Here is an 18,467-nt window from a genome sequence, read left to right as displayed (position 1 = left end):
ACATGAGCTATTTGAAAGAAATTCAGGCGAATGAATATTTCAAAACCCGCAGGGAGTTCCTACAAAAAACGTCGAGAGGCCTGGGCGGACTGGCCTTGGGTAGTCTCCTTTTCCCCAACTTCTTGAAGGCTTCTGGCTCAGCAGAAATTGATCGACAATTGGTCAATAATCGCGGAATTTTGGGAGGAACCCATCATACACCCAAGGCAAAGCGGGTCATCTACCTTTTTCAAAGTGGGGGACCCAGCCAGTTCGAATTGTTTGATTACAAACCCGAATTAAACAAGCGTCAGGGAGAGGAAATTCCCGACTCTGTAAGGGGGGGACAACGGGTTTCCGGAATGTTGGCGGCACAATCCAGCTTCCCGCTAGTCGGCTCTCAATTCGAATTTACGCAGCACCCCAAGACCGGCGGTTATTTTAGCAAGCTTATGCCCAATACAGCCGACATTGCGGAAGATATTTGCATGATTAATTCCATGCATACCGATGCCATTAACCACGAACCTGCAGTAATTTTTATGCAAACCGGTTCACAACAAGTCGGAAGGCCGAGTATCGGCTCGTGGATGAGTTACGGCCTCGGGAGTTCGAATGACAACCTTCCTTCCTTTATTGTCATGTTGTCCCGCGGGAAGAATGGGGCCCAAAACCTAAACATGCAAGCTTGGAACAGTGGTTTTTTGCCGTCCCATCATCAAGGCGTTCGCTTTCGTTCCGGTCATGACCCGGTCCTATACCTAAGTAATCCCAATGGTATTACCAGAGAACGCCGTCGCTCAGAGTTGGACTATTTGGCCGAATTGGAAGCGGAACAAAAAGAGGTATGGGGCGATCCGGAAATTGATTCCAAATTAAGCCAGTACGAAATGGCGTATCGTATGCAGAGCAGCGTTCCCGAAATCGCAGACCTTTCGGACGAACCCGCCTATATTTTCAATTTATATGGCGAGGAGGCACGAATTCCGGGTACCTACGCCTATAATTGCCTAATGGCGCGCAGGCTTGCCGAACGAGATGTAAACTTTATCCAATTGTATCATATGGGTTGGGATCAACATGGAAATCTCCCGGACGAAATCACAAAAATGGCAATGTCTTCGGACAAGGCCTCAGCGGCCCTGGTAAAGGACCTCAAACAGCGGGGCCTGCTGGAAGACACGCTTGTCATTTGGGGAGGGGAATTTGGTCGAACCAGTTTTTCACAGGGGAAAATAACGAAATCCAACTATGGAAGGGATCACCATCCTAGAACCTTCAGCGCTTGGATGGCAGGGGGAGGGATCAAGCCAGGCAAGGTTTACGGAAAAACCGATCCCTTCGGCTATAACATCGTTGAAAACCCGGTTCATGTGCATGATTTTCAGGCAACCCTGCTTCATTTGCTAGGGGTAGATCACGAAAGACTCACCTTCAAGCACCAGGGACGACGGTATCGCCTTACCGACGTTCATGGCCATGTGGTAAAAGATATATTGGCTTAATCCATGAGACGAAGAAATTTCATAGCAAAAGTAGCCACCGTGGGAGCGGCTTTTCCCACGTTGCATGCAGTCGGGAACCTCCCCAATTACCGTCCAAGCTCCAATAAGTTCAATGGAGAAATCGTGGGTCACGGGGATTTTAAGTATCGGGTAGACACGCAGTGGGGTCAGCTCGACCCCAAAAAGGTGCCGATCGATAACTGCCACGAGATGGTGATCGATTCCAAAGGGCGGATCATCCTACTGACCGATGAACCCCGGAACAACCTCATTTTTTATGATCAATCGGGGAATCTGCTTGATGCTTTTTGTAACCGGTTTCCTGGAGGCCACGGACTCACCCTGAGTGAAGAGGGAGGTGAAGAGTTTTTATATATTACGGACAGTGGTTGGTTTCACGACCACAAGCATCCGGATGAGTGGAAGTACTTCAGTGGCAATGGCTTTGTATCGAAGATCACCATGAAAGGAGAATTGGTGTTCAATTTGGGACATCCCCAAACGATCGGAGTGTATGAGCCAGGCATGGCTTTTAAGCCCTCGGAGACCGCAATCGGACCCAACGGAGATATTTATGTAGCCGATGGATACGGCTCCTGCTACATCATACAGTACGATCAGCATGGCCGATACATCCGACATTTTGGCGGTAGGAATAATTCGGATCCCAACTACCAACTGAAAACCGCACATGGAGTTACGCTGGACACCAGAAATCCAGACGAGCCACAATTGATTGTAACGTCCCGCGAAGAGTGCTCTTTTAAGTTTTACACGCTTGACGGACGATACAAAAAAACCGTCACGATCCCCGGGGCAATGGTAAATAGGGCAGTAATTCATGGGAAAAACGTGTACGCGGGCGTATGTTGGTCGCAAATAGATGGTAAAGCAAAAGCGGGTACGGGATACATCACCATCTTGGACGAGCAGGATCGGGTGATCTCCAATCCAGGCGGACAGGCACCTCGGTACATAAATGGCATGTTAGAACATCAGATCCAGGAAGTCCCCTTCCTGAGTCATGGGCATGATGTCTGTGTGGACCAAGATGAAAATATCTATGTGTGCCAATGGAATGGCGGGAGGACCTATCCTATGAAGCTGGAACGAATATAGAGGGTTGATCCTATTGGCTACCTACGGGAACCAAGGTGCCCTGCTAATCCGAAAAAATAGCAAACGACTGGTATTAACTTGATTTCCGCCATTCGATGATTTTTGCCATGACTTTCTCGGCTTTGTCTTTGCCGATGACAGTTTGCATTTCTTCTAAGCTAGCTTCCTTTATCTTTTTGATGGATTTAAAGTGCTTAAGTAGCTTTTCTGCGGTCAGCTTTCCCACTCCTTCTATTTCTGTGAGTTGTGTTCCAAATGCATTTTTGCTGCGGACATTTCGGTGAAAGGTAATGGCAAATCGGTGGGCTTCATCCCGGATGCGCTGCAAAAGGCGTAAGGATTCTGATTTTTTATCGATGTAGATTGGGTAGGAATCTTCCGGAAAGTAGATTTCTTCCAGGCGTTTGGCAATGCCGATGATGGGGATTTTGCCGTAGATTCCCTGCGCTTTTAATGCACTCACCGCAGAAGAAAGCTGACCCTTGCCTCCATCGATTACGATTAGCTTGGGAAGGGGTTTTTCTTCCTCTTGTAGGCGTTGGTATCGTCTTCCCACGACTTCTTCCATGCTTGCGAAGTCATTCGGGCCTTCCACGGTTTTAATATGATAGTGGCGGTATTCTTTGTTTGCAGGTTTTCCATTCAGGAAGCAAACCATGCTTGCCACGGGATGTGTTCCCTGAATATTGGAATTGTCAAAGCATTCGATGTGATCAGGCAGTTCCGGAAGGGATAAGTCGCTTTGCAATTGGCGCAGAATACGGTTCTTCTTGTCTTGGACTTCACCGGTCAGCAGGGCTTTTTCCTTTTTGTAATACAGGGCGTTTTTCAGGGAAAGCTCAATAAGTTTTCGCTTATCGCCAATTTTGGGTACGGTAACTTGGAAGTCTCCGATTTCTTCTTCCATCGGAATGTTTACCAATACCTCTTTTGCTTCACTCTGAAACTGATCCCGAAGCCTGATTACTGCCGTTAGGAGCAGTTCTGCAGGTTCTTCGTCCAGCCGCTTTCGCAATTCCACCGTTTTTGAAAGGATCAAAGCGCCGTCCTTGATTTTTAAGTAGTTTACGAATGCCACTTTTTCGTCTACCACAATGCTAAAAATATCCAAGCTGCCTATACTTTGGCTTAAAACCAACGATTTGGCTTGGTATTTTTCCAATAGATCCAGCTTATCCTTGTACCGTTGGGCTACCTCAAACGCCAGGCTTTGTGCAGCCTCCTGCATCTTTTCCTTAAAATATCCCTTCGCAATACCCAGATTGCCTTTTAGAATGTATTTGGCCTGTTCGATGTCCTTTTGATAATCTTCCTCGGATTGCAGGCGCTCGCAAGGTCCCAGGCAATTTCCAAGGTGGTACTCCAGGCATACTTTGTATTTCTCTGCTGCTACTTTGGCGGGTGATAGGTCGAGCTTGCAGGTTCGGATGGTAAACAGGGATCGTATAAGCTCCAATACGTTATTCATGCCTTTTACACTGGCAAATGGACCGTAATAGGTGCCTTTTGAAGGAATAACCTTCCGAGTCGGGTAAATTCGGGGATAGTGTTCTTTCGTAAGCAGTAAATAGGGATATGTTTTGTCATCCTTTAGGAGGATGTTGTATTTGGGCTGGGATTTCTTGATAAGGTTGTTTTCTAACAGCAGTGCGTCAAACTCTGAGTTGACGAGGGTAAATTCGATCCTATCAATCTCCTTTACCATTCTTCGGGTTTTCCGATTGATGCCTATGCTGTTTCCAAAATAGCTGGCTACCCGCTTTTTCAGGCTCTTCGCTTTGCCCACGTAAATCAACTCTCCTGCGGCGTTGTAATAGCGGTATACGCCCGGTTGATCCGGTAAGTGGTGGTATTCCTCCGGACGGTATGCAGGTGATTCCATCATGAATGCGGTAATTTGGCCTACCATGTCTGCACAGGTGCAGCCATCAATCGGGGATTAGAAGTCGGTCGTTTGGCTGTCAAACTGGAAATCGTCGAAATCCGGTCGGTTGAGGTCATACATGGAACAGTCGATTTCCATACTCAAAGGTCTTTCCGGCATGGGAAAGGGTCCTTTGGTGATACCCGTGGAGGGATCGTCGTAGACTTTGGCCATGAAATTGGTCCAAATGGGACGGGCCGTTCTGGAGCCTTGACCGCTGATCCAGCTTCTAAAGTGGATGGCACGGTCATCTCCTCCTACCCATATTCCACTGACCAGGTCTTTGGTTACGGCCATATACCAGCCGTCTGAAGCGTTTTGTGTAGTTCCCGTCTTACCGCCGATTTCATTCCCTTGATCTCGGAGTGTCCATGGCACTCCCTGACTGGTGCCTCCCTCTTCTTCGGTGCCTCCACGAAGCATGTATAGCATCAGGTAGGCATGCTCCTCGCTCATTGCAGGACGTTTTTTGGGAATGAATTGATACAGTACATTTCCATTTTTGTCCTCGATTCGGTCTATGTAAATGGGTGTGATGTGCTCTCCTTTATTGGCAAAGGTTCCGAATGCGCCCACCATCTCCAATATGGATACATCACTCGTTCCCAAAGCCAATGCCGGCACTTCGTCCAGGTCGCTGGTAATGCCTATTCGGTGGGCCGTTTCTACCACCACGCGAGGACTAAGTTTCTTCATCATGTATGCAGTAACCGAGTTTACCGACTGTGCCATCGCCTTTCGGATGGTCATGCGTTCGTATGTAAACTTGCCATCTGCATTACTGGGTTGCCAGATAGGCTGGTTGGGTACACTCACCTCTACAGGTTGATCGATGACGGAATAGCAGGGTCCGTAGCCGTTTTCAATTGCCGCTGCGTACACAAACGGTTTAAACGTGGAGCCAGGTTGTCGTTTACCCTGCTTTACGTGGTCGTATTTGAAGTGCTTGTGATTGATGCCTCCCACCCAAGATTTAATGTGGCCGGTATGGGGATCCATGGTGACAAATCCGGTTTGCAGGTACTTTTTATAATGACGAAGGGAATCCATGGTGCTCATGAGCGTATCTACCTCTCCTTCATTCCATGAAAAGACACGCATTTTTTTCTTTTCGTTGAGTTTGTATTGGATCGAATCGTTATCGTCCCCGTATTTTAGCTTCAGTAGGCGATAGGCCTCGGTGCGCCTAACGGCATTTTCGATAAAATTGGGGATTGCCCTGCCTTGGTTGTCAATCCATGGCTCGCGTTTGCCCACTTCTGCTTCAAATTTTTTCTGCAGGTCGGCCATATGGGTGGCTACAGCCTCTTCCGCATAGCGCTGAAGCCTGCTGTCAATCGTGGTAAAAACCCGAAGGCCATCGCCAAAAAGATCGTACGAAGATCCATCGGGCTTCAGGTTGTCCTTTGCCCATTTCAATAAGTCAGCCTTGACAACTTCTCGGAAATAGGTAGCCATCCCTTCGTTGTGGTTTTCTACCCGATATTCCAGTTCAATCGGAAGGCTGGAGATGGAGTCAAATTCCGTTTGCGACAGAAATCCGTACTTTTCCATTTGTGCCAAAACAGTATTTCTACGGCGGAGGCTATTTTCGGGGTTGAATACGGGGCTGTAATATGTAGGTGCTTTGAAAAGGCCCACCAAGGTAGCTGCCTCCTGCACTGCTAGGTCATTGGGCTCTTTATTGAAGAAGGTTTTGGAAGCGGTTTTTATCCCATAGGCATTGCTGCCAAAATCCGAGGTGTTGAGGTACATGGTAAGGATTTCATCCTTGGTGTAGGATTTTTCCAGTTGGGCAGCCACTAACCATTCTTTGGTTTTGATGATTAGCATACTTAGGCCTGGAACCCTATTTAGGGTACCCTGCATTTCTTTAGTTCTTGTTTTGAACAGGTTTTTCGCTGTTTGCTGACTAAGCGTACTCCCTCCGCCTGCCCCCCGCTGCTGTAGGATGAGGCTTTTAAATAGTACTCGGGCCATTCCCCGCGGGTCTATACCAGAATGATCATCGAATCGAACATCTTCCGTAGCAATCAAGGCATTGATGAGGTTGCGGCTCAATTCGTTATAGGTCACAGGGCTGCGGTTTTCTCGGAAATACTTTCCCAGCAAGACGCCGTCAGCTGAGAATAACTCGGAAGCCAACTCGCTCTCCGGGTTTTCCAAGGATTTGAAGTCGGGCATGCTTCCGAAAAGGCCCAAAAAGTTGGAGCTTACCGCTAAGATAAACAACACAAATCCGAGGATGCTCGCCACAAAAAAAATCCAAAGGTACTTGATGGTTCTTTGGACGTTAAATCCGGTGGTAGTAGGTTTTTGCTTTGCCATTTTAGTTGTTGTATGACTTCCGGAAGAAGGTCCGATATTCTTCGAGGTCTTTGCGTCGATTCAGTTGTTGGAAGTTTTCTATCGAAATAACAAAACTACTCAATTTTGCCTCCTCCGGTAGGTTTTCGGTGTTAAAAGAATTTAAAAACTGATCTCGGTAAACCCGCGCCTTTTCATAATTGGAAAATGGGCTGATGATCACAATGGTGTTTTCCCTGTCCAAGGCGATCGTTCCTGTCCGCAGGCGATCGTTGGGGAAATTTGTGCTGTGAAATTTCTCCAAATCTGCCGTCAGGTTTTTTGATTCCGCCGCCGTACTTGGTTCCATGGCTAAAATAAAGACATGGGTTTGGGATTCATTGACCCGGTAAATCTGCTCTTCGGCGGCTTCTTCGGTATCACCATTTCCCACTTCGGTAGTTTTTTCCGGCTCTTCTTCCCTATCATGGGCCGCATCTGCCATGGCGTCATCCTGTTCTTCGCCACCTCCTACGCCATCTAGCATTTTCCTTGCCAAGTTTATCAATTCCGGATCGGAAGCGTTCAAGAGGAAATTTTCGAGCTTGATTCGGTATTCTTCTAAATTACCGAGCTTGCCCGTATTCATTATATCCAAAATCAACAGCCTATCGGTGTTTTTGGTCAGCGGATAGCTATTTAATGTGTTCCGGACGAGTTCCCTTGAGTCTTGGTAATTTCCTGTCTGATATAGGCGGTAAGCGGCCGCATAATTTTGTGAAGACTCAAAATTGGCCTGTGTTCCGGATACCGACTCGGGATTATTGACCGATTTGGTGTATTGGGATTCTGGAAATTCCTTGTTCAATAAAGATACATATTGTCCAAAGTCCTGTCCCAATTCTTTATTCGCAAGGTACAGGGTGTAATAGGCTTCGGGCTTTTTTAGGGTACCCGGGTATTCGTTTACCAAGGTCTCCATGTAAGAAATCGACCGATGCGGATCCTTGAGATCAAAAAACAATAATTTTCCCAAATTGAAGTTGGCATCCTCCATCTCGTCTACCAACCGGTCTATGGTCGCTTGGTCCTTGGGAATGCGGGAGAGCAAGCTTTGCCGATCTGGAAGATTCAGGGCGGCCATCGCTGAAGTCATTTCCTGGTCTTCGGAGATTGATTGAATACCTGCATCTTGAGAATTATCGGTGTTGGGAGATTCTTGAAACCCACGTGCGCTTCTACGCCAGTTGTCAGTCAAGGGTCGGTTTCCCCACACGCGATTAAATTCGATGGCTCCCTGTGACATGGCGCTTGGATTTTCCCAGTAAAACGATGTGCCCGAGCCACCACCTCCTGCAGATGCCAAGAGGTTATCAAAAATTCCAGAGGGTTTTTTGTTTCGCTGCATCTCTGCCTCCTGGATCAAGCGCTCTTCCTCCTTTTTGAGAAAATCGTCCACATAGGCTTCCTGCTGCTCGGGAGAAAGCCGGCTAAGCGAAATCAGGCTATCATTGGCTTGGATCAACTCGAAATTTAAGGCGTATTGGTCAAATATTTCCTTTCTTGCGGCCAGTACCTCGTAGTTTTTGTCGCCCTCCCGGAATTGCTTCATAGCACTGTCCAAGTAGTATTTGGTAGTCAGGAAGTCGTTGTAGTCCTGTAGGTAAATGTCTGCCAGCTTCTCGTAAATATACCCTTTTTGCCGACGGTTTTCGGTGGGTTCTTTCGCGGCTAAGGTAAGTAATCGAATGCTTTCTTCTTTTTCGCTTTGTTTGTACTCAAATAGGGCCTTTTCGTAGAGGATTACATCCCTAAATTCAAGGTTTTTCCGGTCTTTGTACAGGTCATCGTAGTAGCTCCTTACCCGGCGAAGGTCTTTGCTTTTTCCCAGTTCTGCTACCTGCTGGGAATAGAGAACCGCAAAAAAGGTTCGTTCGTAACTGGGGCTTCCCGTGATCGCCTTTTGGTAATATTCGTAGGCAACGGCGTCTAGTCCCGCCTGCTGATAGAGTTGTCCCAAGATAAAATTCATTCGGGAAATGGCCCTTTTATCTTCGGCAAATTCCAGTGCCCGAAAAAGCGCAGGAGCCACCATATCCGTTTCCCCTTTGGCCTCGTAGTAATACGCCAAGGTCTGGTACAGCAGAAATCGATTCTCATCGCTGATTCCGGACTCTTTGGACAGAAAGTCCATCACGTACACGGCATCGTCAAATTTTTGAAGGTCTATGAATGACCGCAACAATCCGATCAGCGATAAGTGGCGAACCTCTTTTTGTTTGCTGTTCACATTGAGGTATTTGAATGTATTTTGGGCTTCGTCAAAGTTACCTTGGAAATAGTCGATTTTGCCCAACAGGTAATAGGAAGGATCTACCCATTTGCTGATTCTATGCCAATCGATGGCTTTGGAGGCCAAGTCCCTCGCTTGCATCAGTGCTTCATTGTTGGATTCGATCACCGTACTGTCAATGGGGTAAAAAACGGGCAACACCTGCGAATAGTCTTCCTCGTATTCGGACTCAATGTTCGCCTCCACTTCCCGTATTTTATCCAACGCCAGAAAATACGCGTTGAATTTGGCCGTTGTGTTATGGTACAGCCTGTTCATGTACGTATCCTTCTGCGAAGTGCAGGAGGTGACTAAAAGGATGCAAAACAAAAAGACAGTATATAGCGTATTACTTCTCAACTTCGGTCGGGTTTAAGTGCCTGCAAATTACCTCTTTTAAAATAAATATGTAAAGACTTCCATTAATATCCTATTTTTGCACTTCCTAAGATCATACAAACGCACCTAACTTGAGCTTCAAACAGAAATTAAACGATTGGATAGAGACAAAATTTCTTTTCGTGATCCGAAGAGAGGAGGATTTTTCTGTAATCACCTCTATCAGTATTACGAAAATAAGGATCGCTTTATTGTTGTTTTTGTTGCTCATTACCTCATTTGGCATATCATTGATGCTTTCCAAGACGTTGCTGGCCCGTTGGTTTGACCCAGCGTATATTGAGTCTGAGAATACCGCACGGATCTATCAGCTGTCCGAAGTAGTGGATTCACTCATTATGGAGGTTCAGGCGAAAGATCGCTATGTGAAAAACATACAGCAAATTATCTCCGGAGGTGAAATGCCCGAGGATACGCTCATCAATCAGGAACCGGCCCAACTGGAGGTAAACCGAAGTGAAATCGACCTTTATAAGTACAGTGAAGCTACGCTGAGTGTTATCAGTGAATTTGAAAGCATGCCACTGGATGAAACCAGTTTTGGTCGAATAAACAACAGTGCCTTTGCCGATACCTATTTCTTTCCCCCGCTGAAAGGGGTGGTAGTAAGCGGTTATACACCGTCAAGCAATCATTTTGGTGTAGATATCGTAGCTGCAGAAAATGAACCTATCAAAGCCATCGCCGAGGGAACGGTTATTTTCGCCTCTTGGACTTTGGAAACCGGCTATGTGGTGGGAATACAGCATTCGAATGAGCTGATTTCAATTTACAAACATAATTCAGTAATATTGAAGTCGGTAGGTGATGCCGTGCGGGGAGGAGAGATCGTGGCCATCATAGGGAATACCGGTGAACTGACCACGGGACAGCATTTGCATTTAGAACTTTGGTACAAAGGCAACCCCTTGAATCCGCAGGAATTCATTACGTTCGACTAACTATGGCAACTAATAAGGAAGATAAGCTTAATGCTACGGAGATGGTCAGTTCCAGCAACCTAGTAGCTGCGGGAACGGTCATTGTCGGGAACATTGCCACTCCGGGAAATATTCGGGTGGAGGGTACGGTAGAAGGATCTCTGGAATCCCAAAATAAAATCATTGTGGGCGATTCGGCCGAGGTGCATGGAAACCTATCAGCCAAGGAAATAGAAATTGCCGGACATGTGAAAGGCGAGATCCGATGCAATGGTGCCCTTTACCTAAAAAAGACTGCCGTTATATTAGGTGATATCTATACAAAGAAACTCATTATTGAAAACGGTGCGGAACTAAACGGCAAATGCCATATGGGAGATAGATCCGAATGACCCGCAGCGATTAAGTACTCACTTACTTGAAAATACCCCGCGAAAAAGATACCCCAGGTTATGTCCGCTTCATCGGATTGGCCTTTCAAATGATGGCCCTGATAGGACTGGGAGGATACCTCGGGCATCGATTGGATGACAATACGACTTATAGTTTTCCCGTTTGGTTATTGACGGGCTCTTTTTTGGGTACGCTGATTGCCTTTTATCAATTATTCAAAAGCCTTCCTACAGACCGTAACTAGTCCAACGCTGCCTCATGAAATCGTATAAAACCTTGCTTATTCAATTGGGGGTATTTACCGGGTTACTTTGCTTGATGATTGCAGCCCTTCAGTGGCTTTTGCCCGGTCCATGGATGCACCCTCAGGTATGGACTATCACGGTATTCTTTGCGATATTGACAGGGCTAACTGGCATATTTTCAATACATTTATTAAAAAACGACAAATTAAATTCTGTATCTATAATCTTAGGTAGCACGGTTTTCAGATTAATTGTCAGTCTGCTGTTTGTTTTTGTGCTTTTATGGGGGGAAGATGAGAATTTACTTTGGTTTGTTGTTAATTTCTTTATAATTTATTTGTTGTACTTATTGTTTGATATATACAGCTTAATAACTAATTTGCGCCTTCATTTGAAATAGGCAAAACAAAAGAAGTTGATGATCCGCAAATTTGTATGCTTAACTGCCTTATTGTCAGTGTTTTTTCTGGCGTTTTCGGCACAGGCAATAGCTGCTTCCGGTGAAGATGAAGACAAGACAAGTTTCATCATGCACCATATCAAGGATTCCCATGAATGGCACTTCGCTACCATAGGTCATACCCACATCACACTACCACTTCCTGTCATCATTTATTCCTCCGACAGGGGCTTTGAATTTTATTCTTCCACCGACTTCTTAGATCCGGAAACCCACCATTTTGGAAAAGAACATAATGGCTATCTTATAGATGATCATGACAAACTACAGGCACTAGATGAAAGCCGGTCCTTCATCGATCTTTCTATTACCAAAAACGTGGCCATGCTCTTTTTGGTTTTGGGTATTTCACTTTATTTGCTTTTATCCGCTTCAAAACATTACAAAAATAACCCCAACAAGGCCCCCAAGGGAATCGCATCCTTTGTGGAGCCCATTGTTATTTTCGTAAGGGACGAAATCGCCATACCTAATATCGGTCCAAAATACAAGAAGTTTACTCCTTACCTCCTGACGTTGTTTTTCTTCATATGGATAGGAAATCTCTTGGGACTAATGCCAGGTGCGGCTAACCTCACAGGGAATATCGCCGTGACAGTGACTTTGGCCATTATCACGTTCTTAGTGACCAATTTGAATGGAAACAAGGCCTATTGGAAGCACGTGGTGGCGACGCCAGGTGTTCCTTTACCGCTGTTGCTAATCATCGTGCCGGTAGAAATTATCGGTCTATTCACCAAGCCCTTTGCACTTACCGTCCGATTATTTGTGGCTATCACAGCAGGACACATCGTGATATTGAGCTTTATAGGATTGATCTTCGTTTTCGAATCCTATGCTGTGGGTGTAGCGAGTACGCTAATGGTGGTATTTATCAATATCATTGAATTGCTGGTGGCTACCATACAGGCCTATGTGTTTACCTTGTTCTCTGCGATGTATATCGGAGCCGCGGTGGCCGAACATGCACATGATGATCACCATTGATTTGGAATTTCTTTGTTCAATTATTCATAAATAAATCACACCTATGTTAACTTCATTATTATTGACTGCCGGTTTTGCACTTATGGGTGCGGGTATTGGTGCCGGAATTGTAGCGATAGGCGCAGGTCTTGGTATCGGTCGTATCGGCGGACAAGCCATGGAAGGAATTGCACGTCAGCCAGAGGCTGCTGGAAAAATCCAGACTGCCATGCTGATTATCGCAGCTCTTATTGAGGTGGTTTCCCTTTTTGCAGTGGTAGTATGTCTACTGATTGCATTGAACGGTAACCTTACTTTCTAAAAACAATGGGGGATTGGCGATAGGCCAGTCCCTCTTTTCACATTGAACAAACAAGAAGAAATATAGCGTTATGGATCTGATTAGTCCTGATTTAGGTTTGATTATTTGGCAAACAATAGGCTTTGCCATTCTATTCATTATCCTGGCCAAATACGCCTGGAAGCCGATCCTTTCTGCATTGGAAGAAAGGGAGGGGACCATCGAAACCGCACTTTTGTCAGCTGAGCAAGCCAGAAAAGAGATGGCAAGCCTAGTGGCTGAAAACGAGAAAATCCTTCAGGAAGCCAGAATCGAGCGGGACGAAATATTAAAATCGGCCAACGAGTATGCGGCGAAAATCATGGAAGAAGCTACGGCAGCCGCTTCTCAAGTAGAGGCAAAGATGATAGCAGAAGCCAAAGCACAAATTCAGACAGAAAAGGAAGCAGCCCTCACGGATGTCAAAATCCAGGTCGCGGAAATGTCCCTGCTGATCGCAGAGAAACTGATGCGCCAGAAGTTATCGGCTGAGCCTGAGCAAAAGAAATTGGTCGAAGAATTCGTAAAGGAAATTAAACTTAACTAACGCATGTCTGAATTTAGAGTCGCCTCCCGATATGCAAAGTCTCTCCTCGAACTCGCTGTCGAAAAAGGCATTTTAGAACAGGTCCATCAGGACATGACCCGCCTCCTTGAGCTGGAAGCAGCCCATCCGGAGCTGGCGGGCATGCTAAAAAGCCCGATAGTGAGTTCTGACAAAAAGCTCACCGTATTGGAGTCTATTCTCAAAAGCAGCGCATCTGAGCTGACCCTTACCTTTGTGAAGCTGGTGTCCCAAAAGGGAAGGGAGTCCTTCCTCCCTGCCATGGCCCGTGAATTTCACCGCCAATACAACATTCAGATGGGTATCCAACTGGCAGAGGTTACCACTACGTTTAACATCGACAAGGAACTTCGCACCCGGTTTGTGGAGATTGTAAAAGAGGTATCCGGAAAGAAACAGGTAGAGCTGATCGAAAAAGTGAACCCGAAGTTGATTGGTGGTTTCGTGCTTAAAGTAGATGACCGGCAGTTGGATGAGTCGATTCATAGCAAGTTGCGCAAGTTAAGGTTGGACTTCACAGAGAACCTGTACGAGAAGAAATTTTAATTGATACTAGTATACAAATAATTCGATATAAGAATGGCAAATGTAAGACCTGATGAAGTTTCGGCTATCCTGAAAGAACAGCTTTCCGGAGCCAGGACTCAAGCGGAACTGGAAGAAGTGGGTACCGTCCTTCAAGTAGGTGATGGTGTTGCCCGTATCTATGGACTTTCCAAAGCCCAGGCCGGTGAATTGATTGAGTTTGAAAGCGGCATGAAGGCCATGGTGTTGAACCTGGAGGAAGACAACGTCGGTGCAGTGTTGTTTGGCGATTCCAAGGTCGTAAAAGAGGGAGATACTGTCAAAAGAACCCGACAAATTGCCTCTATCAAGGTTGGTGAAGGAATGCTGGGCCGTGTGGTGGATACCTTGGGAATGCCTATAGATGGTAAAGGACCCCTCGCCGGTGAGCTTTATGAAATGCCTCTGGAACGCAAAGCTCCCGGGGTAATCTACCGTCAGCCGGTTAACGAGCCACTTCAGACAGGGATTAAGTCCATTGATGCGATGATTCCAATCGGTAGAGGGCAGCGGGAATTGATCATCGGTGACCGTCAGACAGGAAAGACTGCGGTCGCCATCGATACCATTCTGAACCAAAAGGAGTTTTACGATAAAGGAGAGCCGGTATTCTGTATCTACGTAGCGGTAGGTCAAAAAGCCTCTACTGTGGCGAACGTGGTAGCAGCCTTGGAAAAAGGAGGCGCGCTTCCATACACTGTGATCGTGAGTGCGGCGGCAGCTGATCCTGCGCCTATGCAGTTTTTTGCGCCGTTTACAGGTGCGGCCATCGGGGAGTTTTTCCGCGATACCGGTAGACCGGCCTTGGTAGTATACGATGACCTTTCTAAGCAGGCGGTGGCTTACCGGGAGGTATCCCTTCTATTGAGAAGGCCTCCGGGACGAGAAGCTTATCCTGGTGACGTGTTTTACCTACACTCCAGGTTATTGGAGCGCGCAGCGAAGATCAACGCTTCAGACGAGATAGCCAAGCAGATGAACGACCTTCCGGAGTCCCTGAGACCCTTGGTAAAAGGTGGTGGGTCGCTTACAGCCCTTCCGATCATCGAAACACAAGCCGGTGACGTGTCTGCCTATATTCCTACCAACGTGATTTCAATTACGGATGGACAAATATTTTTGGAAACCAACCTGTTCAACTCCGGTATTCGGCCCGCCATCAACGTGGGTATCTCCGTATCCCGCGTTGGAGGTAATGCGCAGATCAAGGCAATGAAAAAGGTAGCCGGTACGTTGAAACTGGATCAGGCCCAATTCCGCGAATTGGAAGCCTTCTCTAAATTCGGCTCCGACTTGGATCCAACTACCAAACGAACCATCGAAAGGGGTAGGAGAAACCAAGAAATCCTCAAGCAAAAGCAATACTCCCCCGTACGTGTGGAACTACAGGTGGCGATCATCTACCTATCTACCAAAGGATTCCTTGACATGATCCCGGTGGAGAAAGTAAAGGCTTTCGAAGCGGATTTCTATAACTTGGTAAACGCACAATATGGGGATGCGCTTGCCGCTATCCGTAAGGGAGACTTGGATACTGCCGGCGATTTGTTAAAGAAAGCTACGGCAGAATTGGCACCCAAATATGCGTCAGCTTAATTCCTCTCGGGGATAAACCTATATCAAGGGCACAGTAAACGATCATGGCGAACCTTAAGGAAGTAAAAGAAAGAATCAATTCGGTCAGCTCCACGCAGCAGATTACCAAAGCTATGAAGATGGTCGCTGCGGCGAAATTGCGGAGGGCACAGGATAAAATTGTCCAAATGAGGCCCTATTCCCAAAAGCTGACCGCTATACTCAACAATATTTCCTCAGGATCTGAGGGCAGCACGGATATCGTATATGCACAGCAGCGACAGGTAGAGAAGGTTCTGTTTGTACCCATCACTTCCGATAAAGGTCTTTGCGGCGCGTTCAATTCCAACGTCATCAAAGCGACCTCCCTCGAGTTGGAAACGACTTACGCAGGTAAGCAGATTACGGTGATGCCTATCGGAAAAAAGGCGTTCGACTACTTTAAGAAACGTGATTATCCACTTATAGACGATTATGCATTGCTTTTTGCAGACGTCTCTTTTGACCGGGTAAAGGTGGCCGCGGAGCATGCAATGAATGCCTTTGAATCCGGCAGCTTTGACAAAGTAATTATCGTGTATAACGAGTTTAAAAACGTGGCAACCCAAGTGGTCAAGGCTGAGCAGTTTTTGCCCATCGAGCAAAACGATTTGGTGGAAACAGGTGCAAATCAGCAGGACTACATCGTGGAGCCTTCTAGGGAATATATCATCGAGGAACTGGTTCCCAACTCGCTGAAAATTCAATTTTACAAAGCCATTCTCGACAGCAATGCTTCGGAGCACGGGGCACGGATGACGGCGATGGATAAGGCGACCGAAAACGCCAACGACCTGCTCAAGCAATTGAAACTGGTCTACAACCGTACTCGTCAGGCAGCCATCACCAACGAGATCCTGGAGATCGTGGCCGGTGCAGAGGCGCTGGAAAGCAGCGATTAATTTCGTTCCGTATAAAACACCTACAACCACCCCACTGGAATGCTTAACTTCCGGTGGGGTTTTTTGTTGGGGACTTTCTAAACGGAGGGAAACTCTTCCAATTCACCTGAGGGCATGCATAAAATTTCTGTGGGGTCATGGAGAGAGACAGGTGCTATGCAAATCGTTTCTGGTGCCGTGGGATAGAAACGAGTTCATTTTGAAGCTCCTCAATCAGAAATAGTTGCTCAGGAAATGGAAACCCTTTTCGATTGGTTCAACGCTAAAATTGATGTTGATCCTGTTTTGCAAGCGGCTATTGCTCATTTGTGGTTTGTAACGGTACACTCATTAGATGATGGAAATGGACGTATCTCAGCACGATCTATGACGGATTTGCAGTTAGCTCGATCCGATGAAAGCAAACAACGCCTTTTAAAGTATGTCTCCCCAAATCCTCGAACCTATTCATTCAACCGCTTATAAATCTTCTTCATCATTATCTCTTTGGCCAAATCACCTCCGGCATAGGCCTCTTCTTCACCAAAAAAGCAAATACACTTGCCTATCTCTTCAGGAGTCTCACCGGAAGCAGCAAAAAGCAAGTCATTTTTTTCAAGTAAAAAGGATTTTTCCGCTACTTCCTTTGGTATTCGTCTTTCTATTTTTGATGCTTTGATATTGTATTTCGTGTAAAGGTCTCCATACAAAATTACTGGTAGCCCCTGTAAAGTCAGATCAGTTTTTGAAACGCCTTTTCCTTTATAAAATTTCCCTGCATTTGCCAATCTTGCCTTTTCCCAATGACTAGGAATCTCCCCGATCCATTCAATGCCGGAATCTTTGTAGGAATCGTAGGTTTTCATAGTTCTTGGTTGAGTTGTGCTTTCAGTGCCTGCCCCTTGGCGGTATGTCGGTATTTTTGCTTGGGATGGTTAATACTATTGGGATATTTTAGTTCAATGTACTTGTGTTCCAAAGCCGGGGAGATGTATTCCACTCTGAAATAATCATTGTGTTTTATCTGTAAAGCATCTTGTAGTTGTTGTCTTTTCATTTCTCCTTCCAATACGAAAACCACCTTTTTTATAGTTGTTATATCTTGCAGGGTTTCCTGCGGGGCAAGTTCCCCAGTAACTTCCCCAGTAATCTTAGATGTTCCCCCAGTATCCGGAGTTCTGAATAGGGTTACAGCGAAAAATTGGGCTTGCACAAACTTTAAAAATTTCTCCATGCCCTTCGAATTCAGCATCGTTGTATTGATGGTAGATGCTCATAATTCCTGGTTACGTAGAATGGGATTAAAGTCAGCATCAAAACAGTTAGCTGTTCCTGTAAATGCCTTTATAATTTCCTTTTTAATCGCAGTATTTTTGTCAAATATCTGCATCCAAATCGAAAAAAAACCGTTGTCCGCAGACCAATAGCCTAATAGTTTTTCAAATTCGTCACCAGCTCCATTTTCTATCGCTTGATTGTATAAAAGCATAGCAGCATTTGCCTTAACAAATGTATCTCTTCGGTTAACCCACCTTCTATCGCTGGAGGTTGGGTTGTCAGGATACTTTTGCAAGCCAACCAAGTCTAACAGATTTTGAGCTTTAAGCTTGATGTTTCCAGGTAAATTAGGATTCACTTTTACTTTTCCGTCTGCGGTATAAATAAATGCTAAATGGGTGTTATGCACATCTGGCCACAAATATTCCGCCAATTTAACCGGCTTTTTTCCTTTGGTAGAATTGCAGTTTGTACAGGCTAGCACAAAATTTTCCCATTCTAGTTCTAAATGTGGCTCCAATGCTTTTGGCTGAACATGTTCCACTGCCAAAGACGCGGGTAATTTTTGATTGCAATAAGCACAATACTGACCCATTCGGTCAATCAAATCCCTGCGAGAATTCCCATAAGAGGTATAGGTTTTTGGAGTTCTATCAGGATTCAATGGTCTAGCACCTCTTTCTATTGGACGCATAGG

At 46.0% G+C, this 18,467-nt stretch carries 18 protein-coding genes and 1 pseudogene; 13 read left to right on the top strand and 6 right to left on the bottom strand.

All coding sequences use genetic code 11. From position 1 onward, the window contains the following. Window positions 1-2: 2 nt before the first annotated feature. Both IAQ59_RS18295 and IAQ59_RS18290 read left to right on the top strand, forming a co-directional pair. A complete protein-coding gene (locus tag IAQ59_RS18295; protein WP_209332292.1) occupies window positions 3-1,484 on the top strand; it encodes a DUF1501 domain-containing protein in 1,482 nt (493 codons plus the stop codon). 3 nt (window positions 1,485-1,487) lie between these two features. Then, window positions 1,488-2,603, top strand: a complete 1,116-nt coding sequence (locus tag IAQ59_RS18290; RefSeq protein WP_209332291.1) for an NHL repeat-containing protein — start codon at window positions 1,488-1,490, stop codon at window positions 2,601-2,603. A 73-nt stretch (window positions 2,604-2,676) separates the two neighbouring features. On the opposite strand, the gene uvrC is transcribed toward IAQ59_RS18290, so the two are convergent. The 3 genes from uvrC to porW are packed head-to-tail and all read right to left on the bottom strand — an operon-like array spanning window position 2,677 to window position 9,505. Continuing rightward, on the bottom strand, window positions 2,677-4,485 hold the full coding sequence (gene uvrC, locus IAQ59_RS18285) for an excinuclease ABC subunit UvrC (RefSeq protein WP_209332325.1): 1,809 nt from the start codon (window positions 4,483-4,485) through the stop codon (window positions 2,677-2,679). A gap of 57 nt (window positions 4,486-4,542) precedes the next feature. After that, window positions 4,543-6,855, bottom strand: a complete 2,313-nt coding sequence (locus IAQ59_RS18280; protein WP_209332290.1) for a penicillin-binding protein 1A — start codon at window positions 6,853-6,855, stop codon at window positions 4,543-4,545. A gap of 1 nt (window position 6,856) precedes the next feature. After that, a complete protein-coding gene (gene porW, locus IAQ59_RS18275) occupies window positions 6,857-9,505 on the bottom strand; it encodes a type IX secretion system periplasmic lipoprotein PorW/SprE (RefSeq protein ID WP_209332289.1) in 2,649 nt (882 codons plus the stop codon). A 110-nt stretch (window positions 9,506-9,615) separates the two neighbouring features. Here porW and IAQ59_RS18270 point away from each other — a divergent pair, with 110 nt between their 5' ends. The 11 genes and pseudogenes from IAQ59_RS18270 to IAQ59_RS22795 form a co-directional block, all read left to right on the top strand. Next, window positions 9,616-10,485 (top strand): M23 family metallopeptidase, encoded by an 870-nt coding sequence (locus tag IAQ59_RS18270; protein ID WP_209332288.1) that lies wholly within the window; start codon window positions 9,616-9,618, stop codon window positions 10,483-10,485. Window positions 10,486-10,487: 2 nt separating this feature from the next. Continuing rightward, on the top strand, window positions 10,488-10,856 hold the full coding sequence (locus tag IAQ59_RS18265; protein WP_209332287.1) for a bactofilin family protein: 369 nt from the start codon (window positions 10,488-10,490) through the stop codon (window positions 10,854-10,856). Window positions 10,857-10,882: 26 nt separating this feature from the next. Continuing rightward, window positions 10,883-11,101, top strand: coding sequence for an AtpZ/AtpI family protein (locus IAQ59_RS18260; RefSeq protein WP_245189695.1), 219 nt, complete (start codon window positions 10,883-10,885; stop codon window positions 11,099-11,101). A gap of 14 nt (window positions 11,102-11,115) precedes the next feature. After that, window positions 11,116-11,502: a hypothetical protein gene (locus IAQ59_RS18255; protein ID WP_209332286.1), complete on the top strand. Its 387-nt coding sequence runs from the start codon at window positions 11,116-11,118 to the stop codon at window positions 11,500-11,502. Between the two features lie 18 nt (window positions 11,503-11,520). After that, window positions 11,521-12,549, top strand: coding sequence for a F0F1 ATP synthase subunit A (gene atpB, locus IAQ59_RS18250; protein ID WP_209332285.1), 1,029 nt, complete (start codon window positions 11,521-11,523; stop codon window positions 12,547-12,549). Window positions 12,550-12,592: 43 nt separating this feature from the next. Continuing rightward, a complete protein-coding gene (gene atpE, locus IAQ59_RS18245) occupies window positions 12,593-12,850 on the top strand; it encodes an ATP synthase F0 subunit C (RefSeq protein WP_010854327.1) in 258 nt (85 codons plus the stop codon). Window positions 12,851-12,920: 70 nt separating this feature from the next. Then, window positions 12,921-13,415 (top strand): F0F1 ATP synthase subunit B, encoded by a 495-nt coding sequence (atpF, locus tag IAQ59_RS18240; RefSeq protein ID WP_209332284.1) that lies wholly within the window; start codon window positions 12,921-12,923, stop codon window positions 13,413-13,415. Window positions 13,416-13,418: 3 nt separating this feature from the next. Then, a complete protein-coding gene (gene atpH, locus IAQ59_RS18235) occupies window positions 13,419-13,979 on the top strand; it encodes an ATP synthase F1 subunit delta (RefSeq protein ID WP_209332283.1) in 561 nt (186 codons plus the stop codon). Window positions 13,980-14,012: 33 nt separating this feature from the next. Continuing rightward, the gene (gene atpA, locus IAQ59_RS18230) at window positions 14,013-15,593 is read left to right on the top strand and encodes a F0F1 ATP synthase subunit alpha (protein ID WP_209332282.1); all 1,581 of its coding nucleotides are present in this window, start codon (window positions 14,013-14,015) and stop codon (window positions 15,591-15,593) included. Window positions 15,594-15,637: 44 nt separating this feature from the next. Further along, complete coding sequence (atpG, locus tag IAQ59_RS18225) at window positions 15,638-16,513, top strand: ATP synthase F1 subunit gamma (protein ID WP_209332281.1); 876 nt, start codon at window positions 15,638-15,640, stop codon at window positions 16,511-16,513. A gap of 204 nt (window positions 16,514-16,717) precedes the next feature. Then, a pseudogene (locus IAQ59_RS22795) lies at window positions 16,718-16,978 on the top strand (Fic family protein); the annotation flags it as partial. Here IAQ59_RS22795 and IAQ59_RS18215 read toward each other — a convergent pair. From IAQ59_RS18215 to IAQ59_RS18205, 3 genes are read right to left on the bottom strand one after another with little or no spacing between them, the layout of a single operon-like run. Then, complete coding sequence (locus tag IAQ59_RS18215) at window positions 16,957-17,358, bottom strand: restriction endonuclease subunit S domain-containing protein (RefSeq protein ID WP_209332280.1); 402 nt, start codon at window positions 17,356-17,358, stop codon at window positions 16,957-16,959. The pseudogene IAQ59_RS22795 and the gene IAQ59_RS18215 overlap by 22 nt on opposite strands. Further along, complete coding sequence (locus IAQ59_RS18210; protein ID WP_209332279.1) at window positions 17,355-17,726, bottom strand: Fic family protein; 372 nt, start codon at window positions 17,724-17,726, stop codon at window positions 17,355-17,357. Before IAQ59_RS18210 ends, IAQ59_RS18215 begins: the two co-directional genes overlap by 4 nt. Before the next feature lie 39 nt (window positions 17,727-17,765). Further along, complete coding sequence (locus tag IAQ59_RS18205; protein ID WP_209332278.1) at window positions 17,766-18,464, bottom strand: HNH endonuclease; 699 nt, start codon at window positions 18,462-18,464, stop codon at window positions 17,766-17,768. Window positions 18,465-18,467: the final 3 nt, after the last annotated feature.

The organism is Lunatimonas salinarum, from assembly GCF_017811155.1.
GTDB classification, from domain to species: Bacteria; Bacteroidota; Bacteroidia; order Cytophagales; family Cyclobacteriaceae; genus Lunatimonas; species Lunatimonas salinarum.
Note: the sequence above shows the minus strand (reverse complement) of the source record. Positions and strands in the feature narration are given on the sequence as shown.

Bases quoted from the DNA above. Each gene is read 5' to 3' on its own strand.
- IAQ59_RS18295 (WP_209332292.1), top strand. From the start codon at position 3: ATGAGCTATTTGAAAGAAATTCAGGCGAATGAATATTTCAAAACCCGC.
- IAQ59_RS18265 (WP_209332287.1), top strand. From the start codon at position 10,488: ATGGCAACTAATAAGGAAGATAAGCTTAATGCTACGGAGATGGTCAGT.
- IAQ59_RS18210 (WP_209332279.1), bottom strand. From the start codon at position 17,726: ATGGAGAAATTTTTAAAGTTTGTGCAAGCCCAATTTTTCGCTGTAACC.
- IAQ59_RS18255 (WP_209332286.1), top strand. From the start codon at position 11,116: ATGAAATCGTATAAAACCTTGCTTATTCAATTGGGGGTATTTACCGGG.
- atpG (WP_209332281.1), top strand. From the start codon at position 15,638: ATGGCGAACCTTAAGGAAGTAAAAGAAAGAATCAATTCGGTCAGCTCC.
- IAQ59_RS18290 (WP_209332291.1), top strand. From the start codon at position 1,488: ATGAGACGAAGAAATTTCATAGCAAAAGTAGCCACCGTGGGAGCGGCT.
- atpH (WP_209332283.1), top strand. From the start codon at position 13,419: ATGTCTGAATTTAGAGTCGCCTCCCGATATGCAAAGTCTCTCCTCGAA.
- uvrC (WP_209332325.1), bottom strand. From the start codon at position 4,485: ATGGAATCACCTGCATACCGTCCGGAGGAATACCACCACTTACCGGAT.
- atpE (WP_010854327.1), top strand. From the start codon at position 12,593: ATGTTAACTTCATTATTATTGACTGCCGGTTTTGCACTTATGGGTGCG.
- IAQ59_RS18280 (WP_209332290.1), bottom strand. From the start codon at position 6,855: ATGGCAAAGCAAAAACCTACTACCACCGGATTTAACGTCCAAAGAACC.
- IAQ59_RS18215 (WP_209332280.1), bottom strand. From the start codon at position 17,358: ATGAAAACCTACGATTCCTACAAAGATTCCGGCATTGAATGGATCGGG.
- IAQ59_RS18205 (WP_209332278.1), bottom strand. From the start codon at position 18,464: ATGCGTCCAATAGAAAGAGGTGCTAGACCATTGAATCCTGATAGAACT.
- atpB (WP_209332285.1), top strand. From the start codon at position 11,521: ATGATCCGCAAATTTGTATGCTTAACTGCCTTATTGTCAGTGTTTTTT.
- atpF (WP_209332284.1), top strand. From the start codon at position 12,921: ATGGATCTGATTAGTCCTGATTTAGGTTTGATTATTTGGCAAACAATA.
- atpA (WP_209332282.1), top strand. From the start codon at position 14,013: ATGGCAAATGTAAGACCTGATGAAGTTTCGGCTATCCTGAAAGAACAG.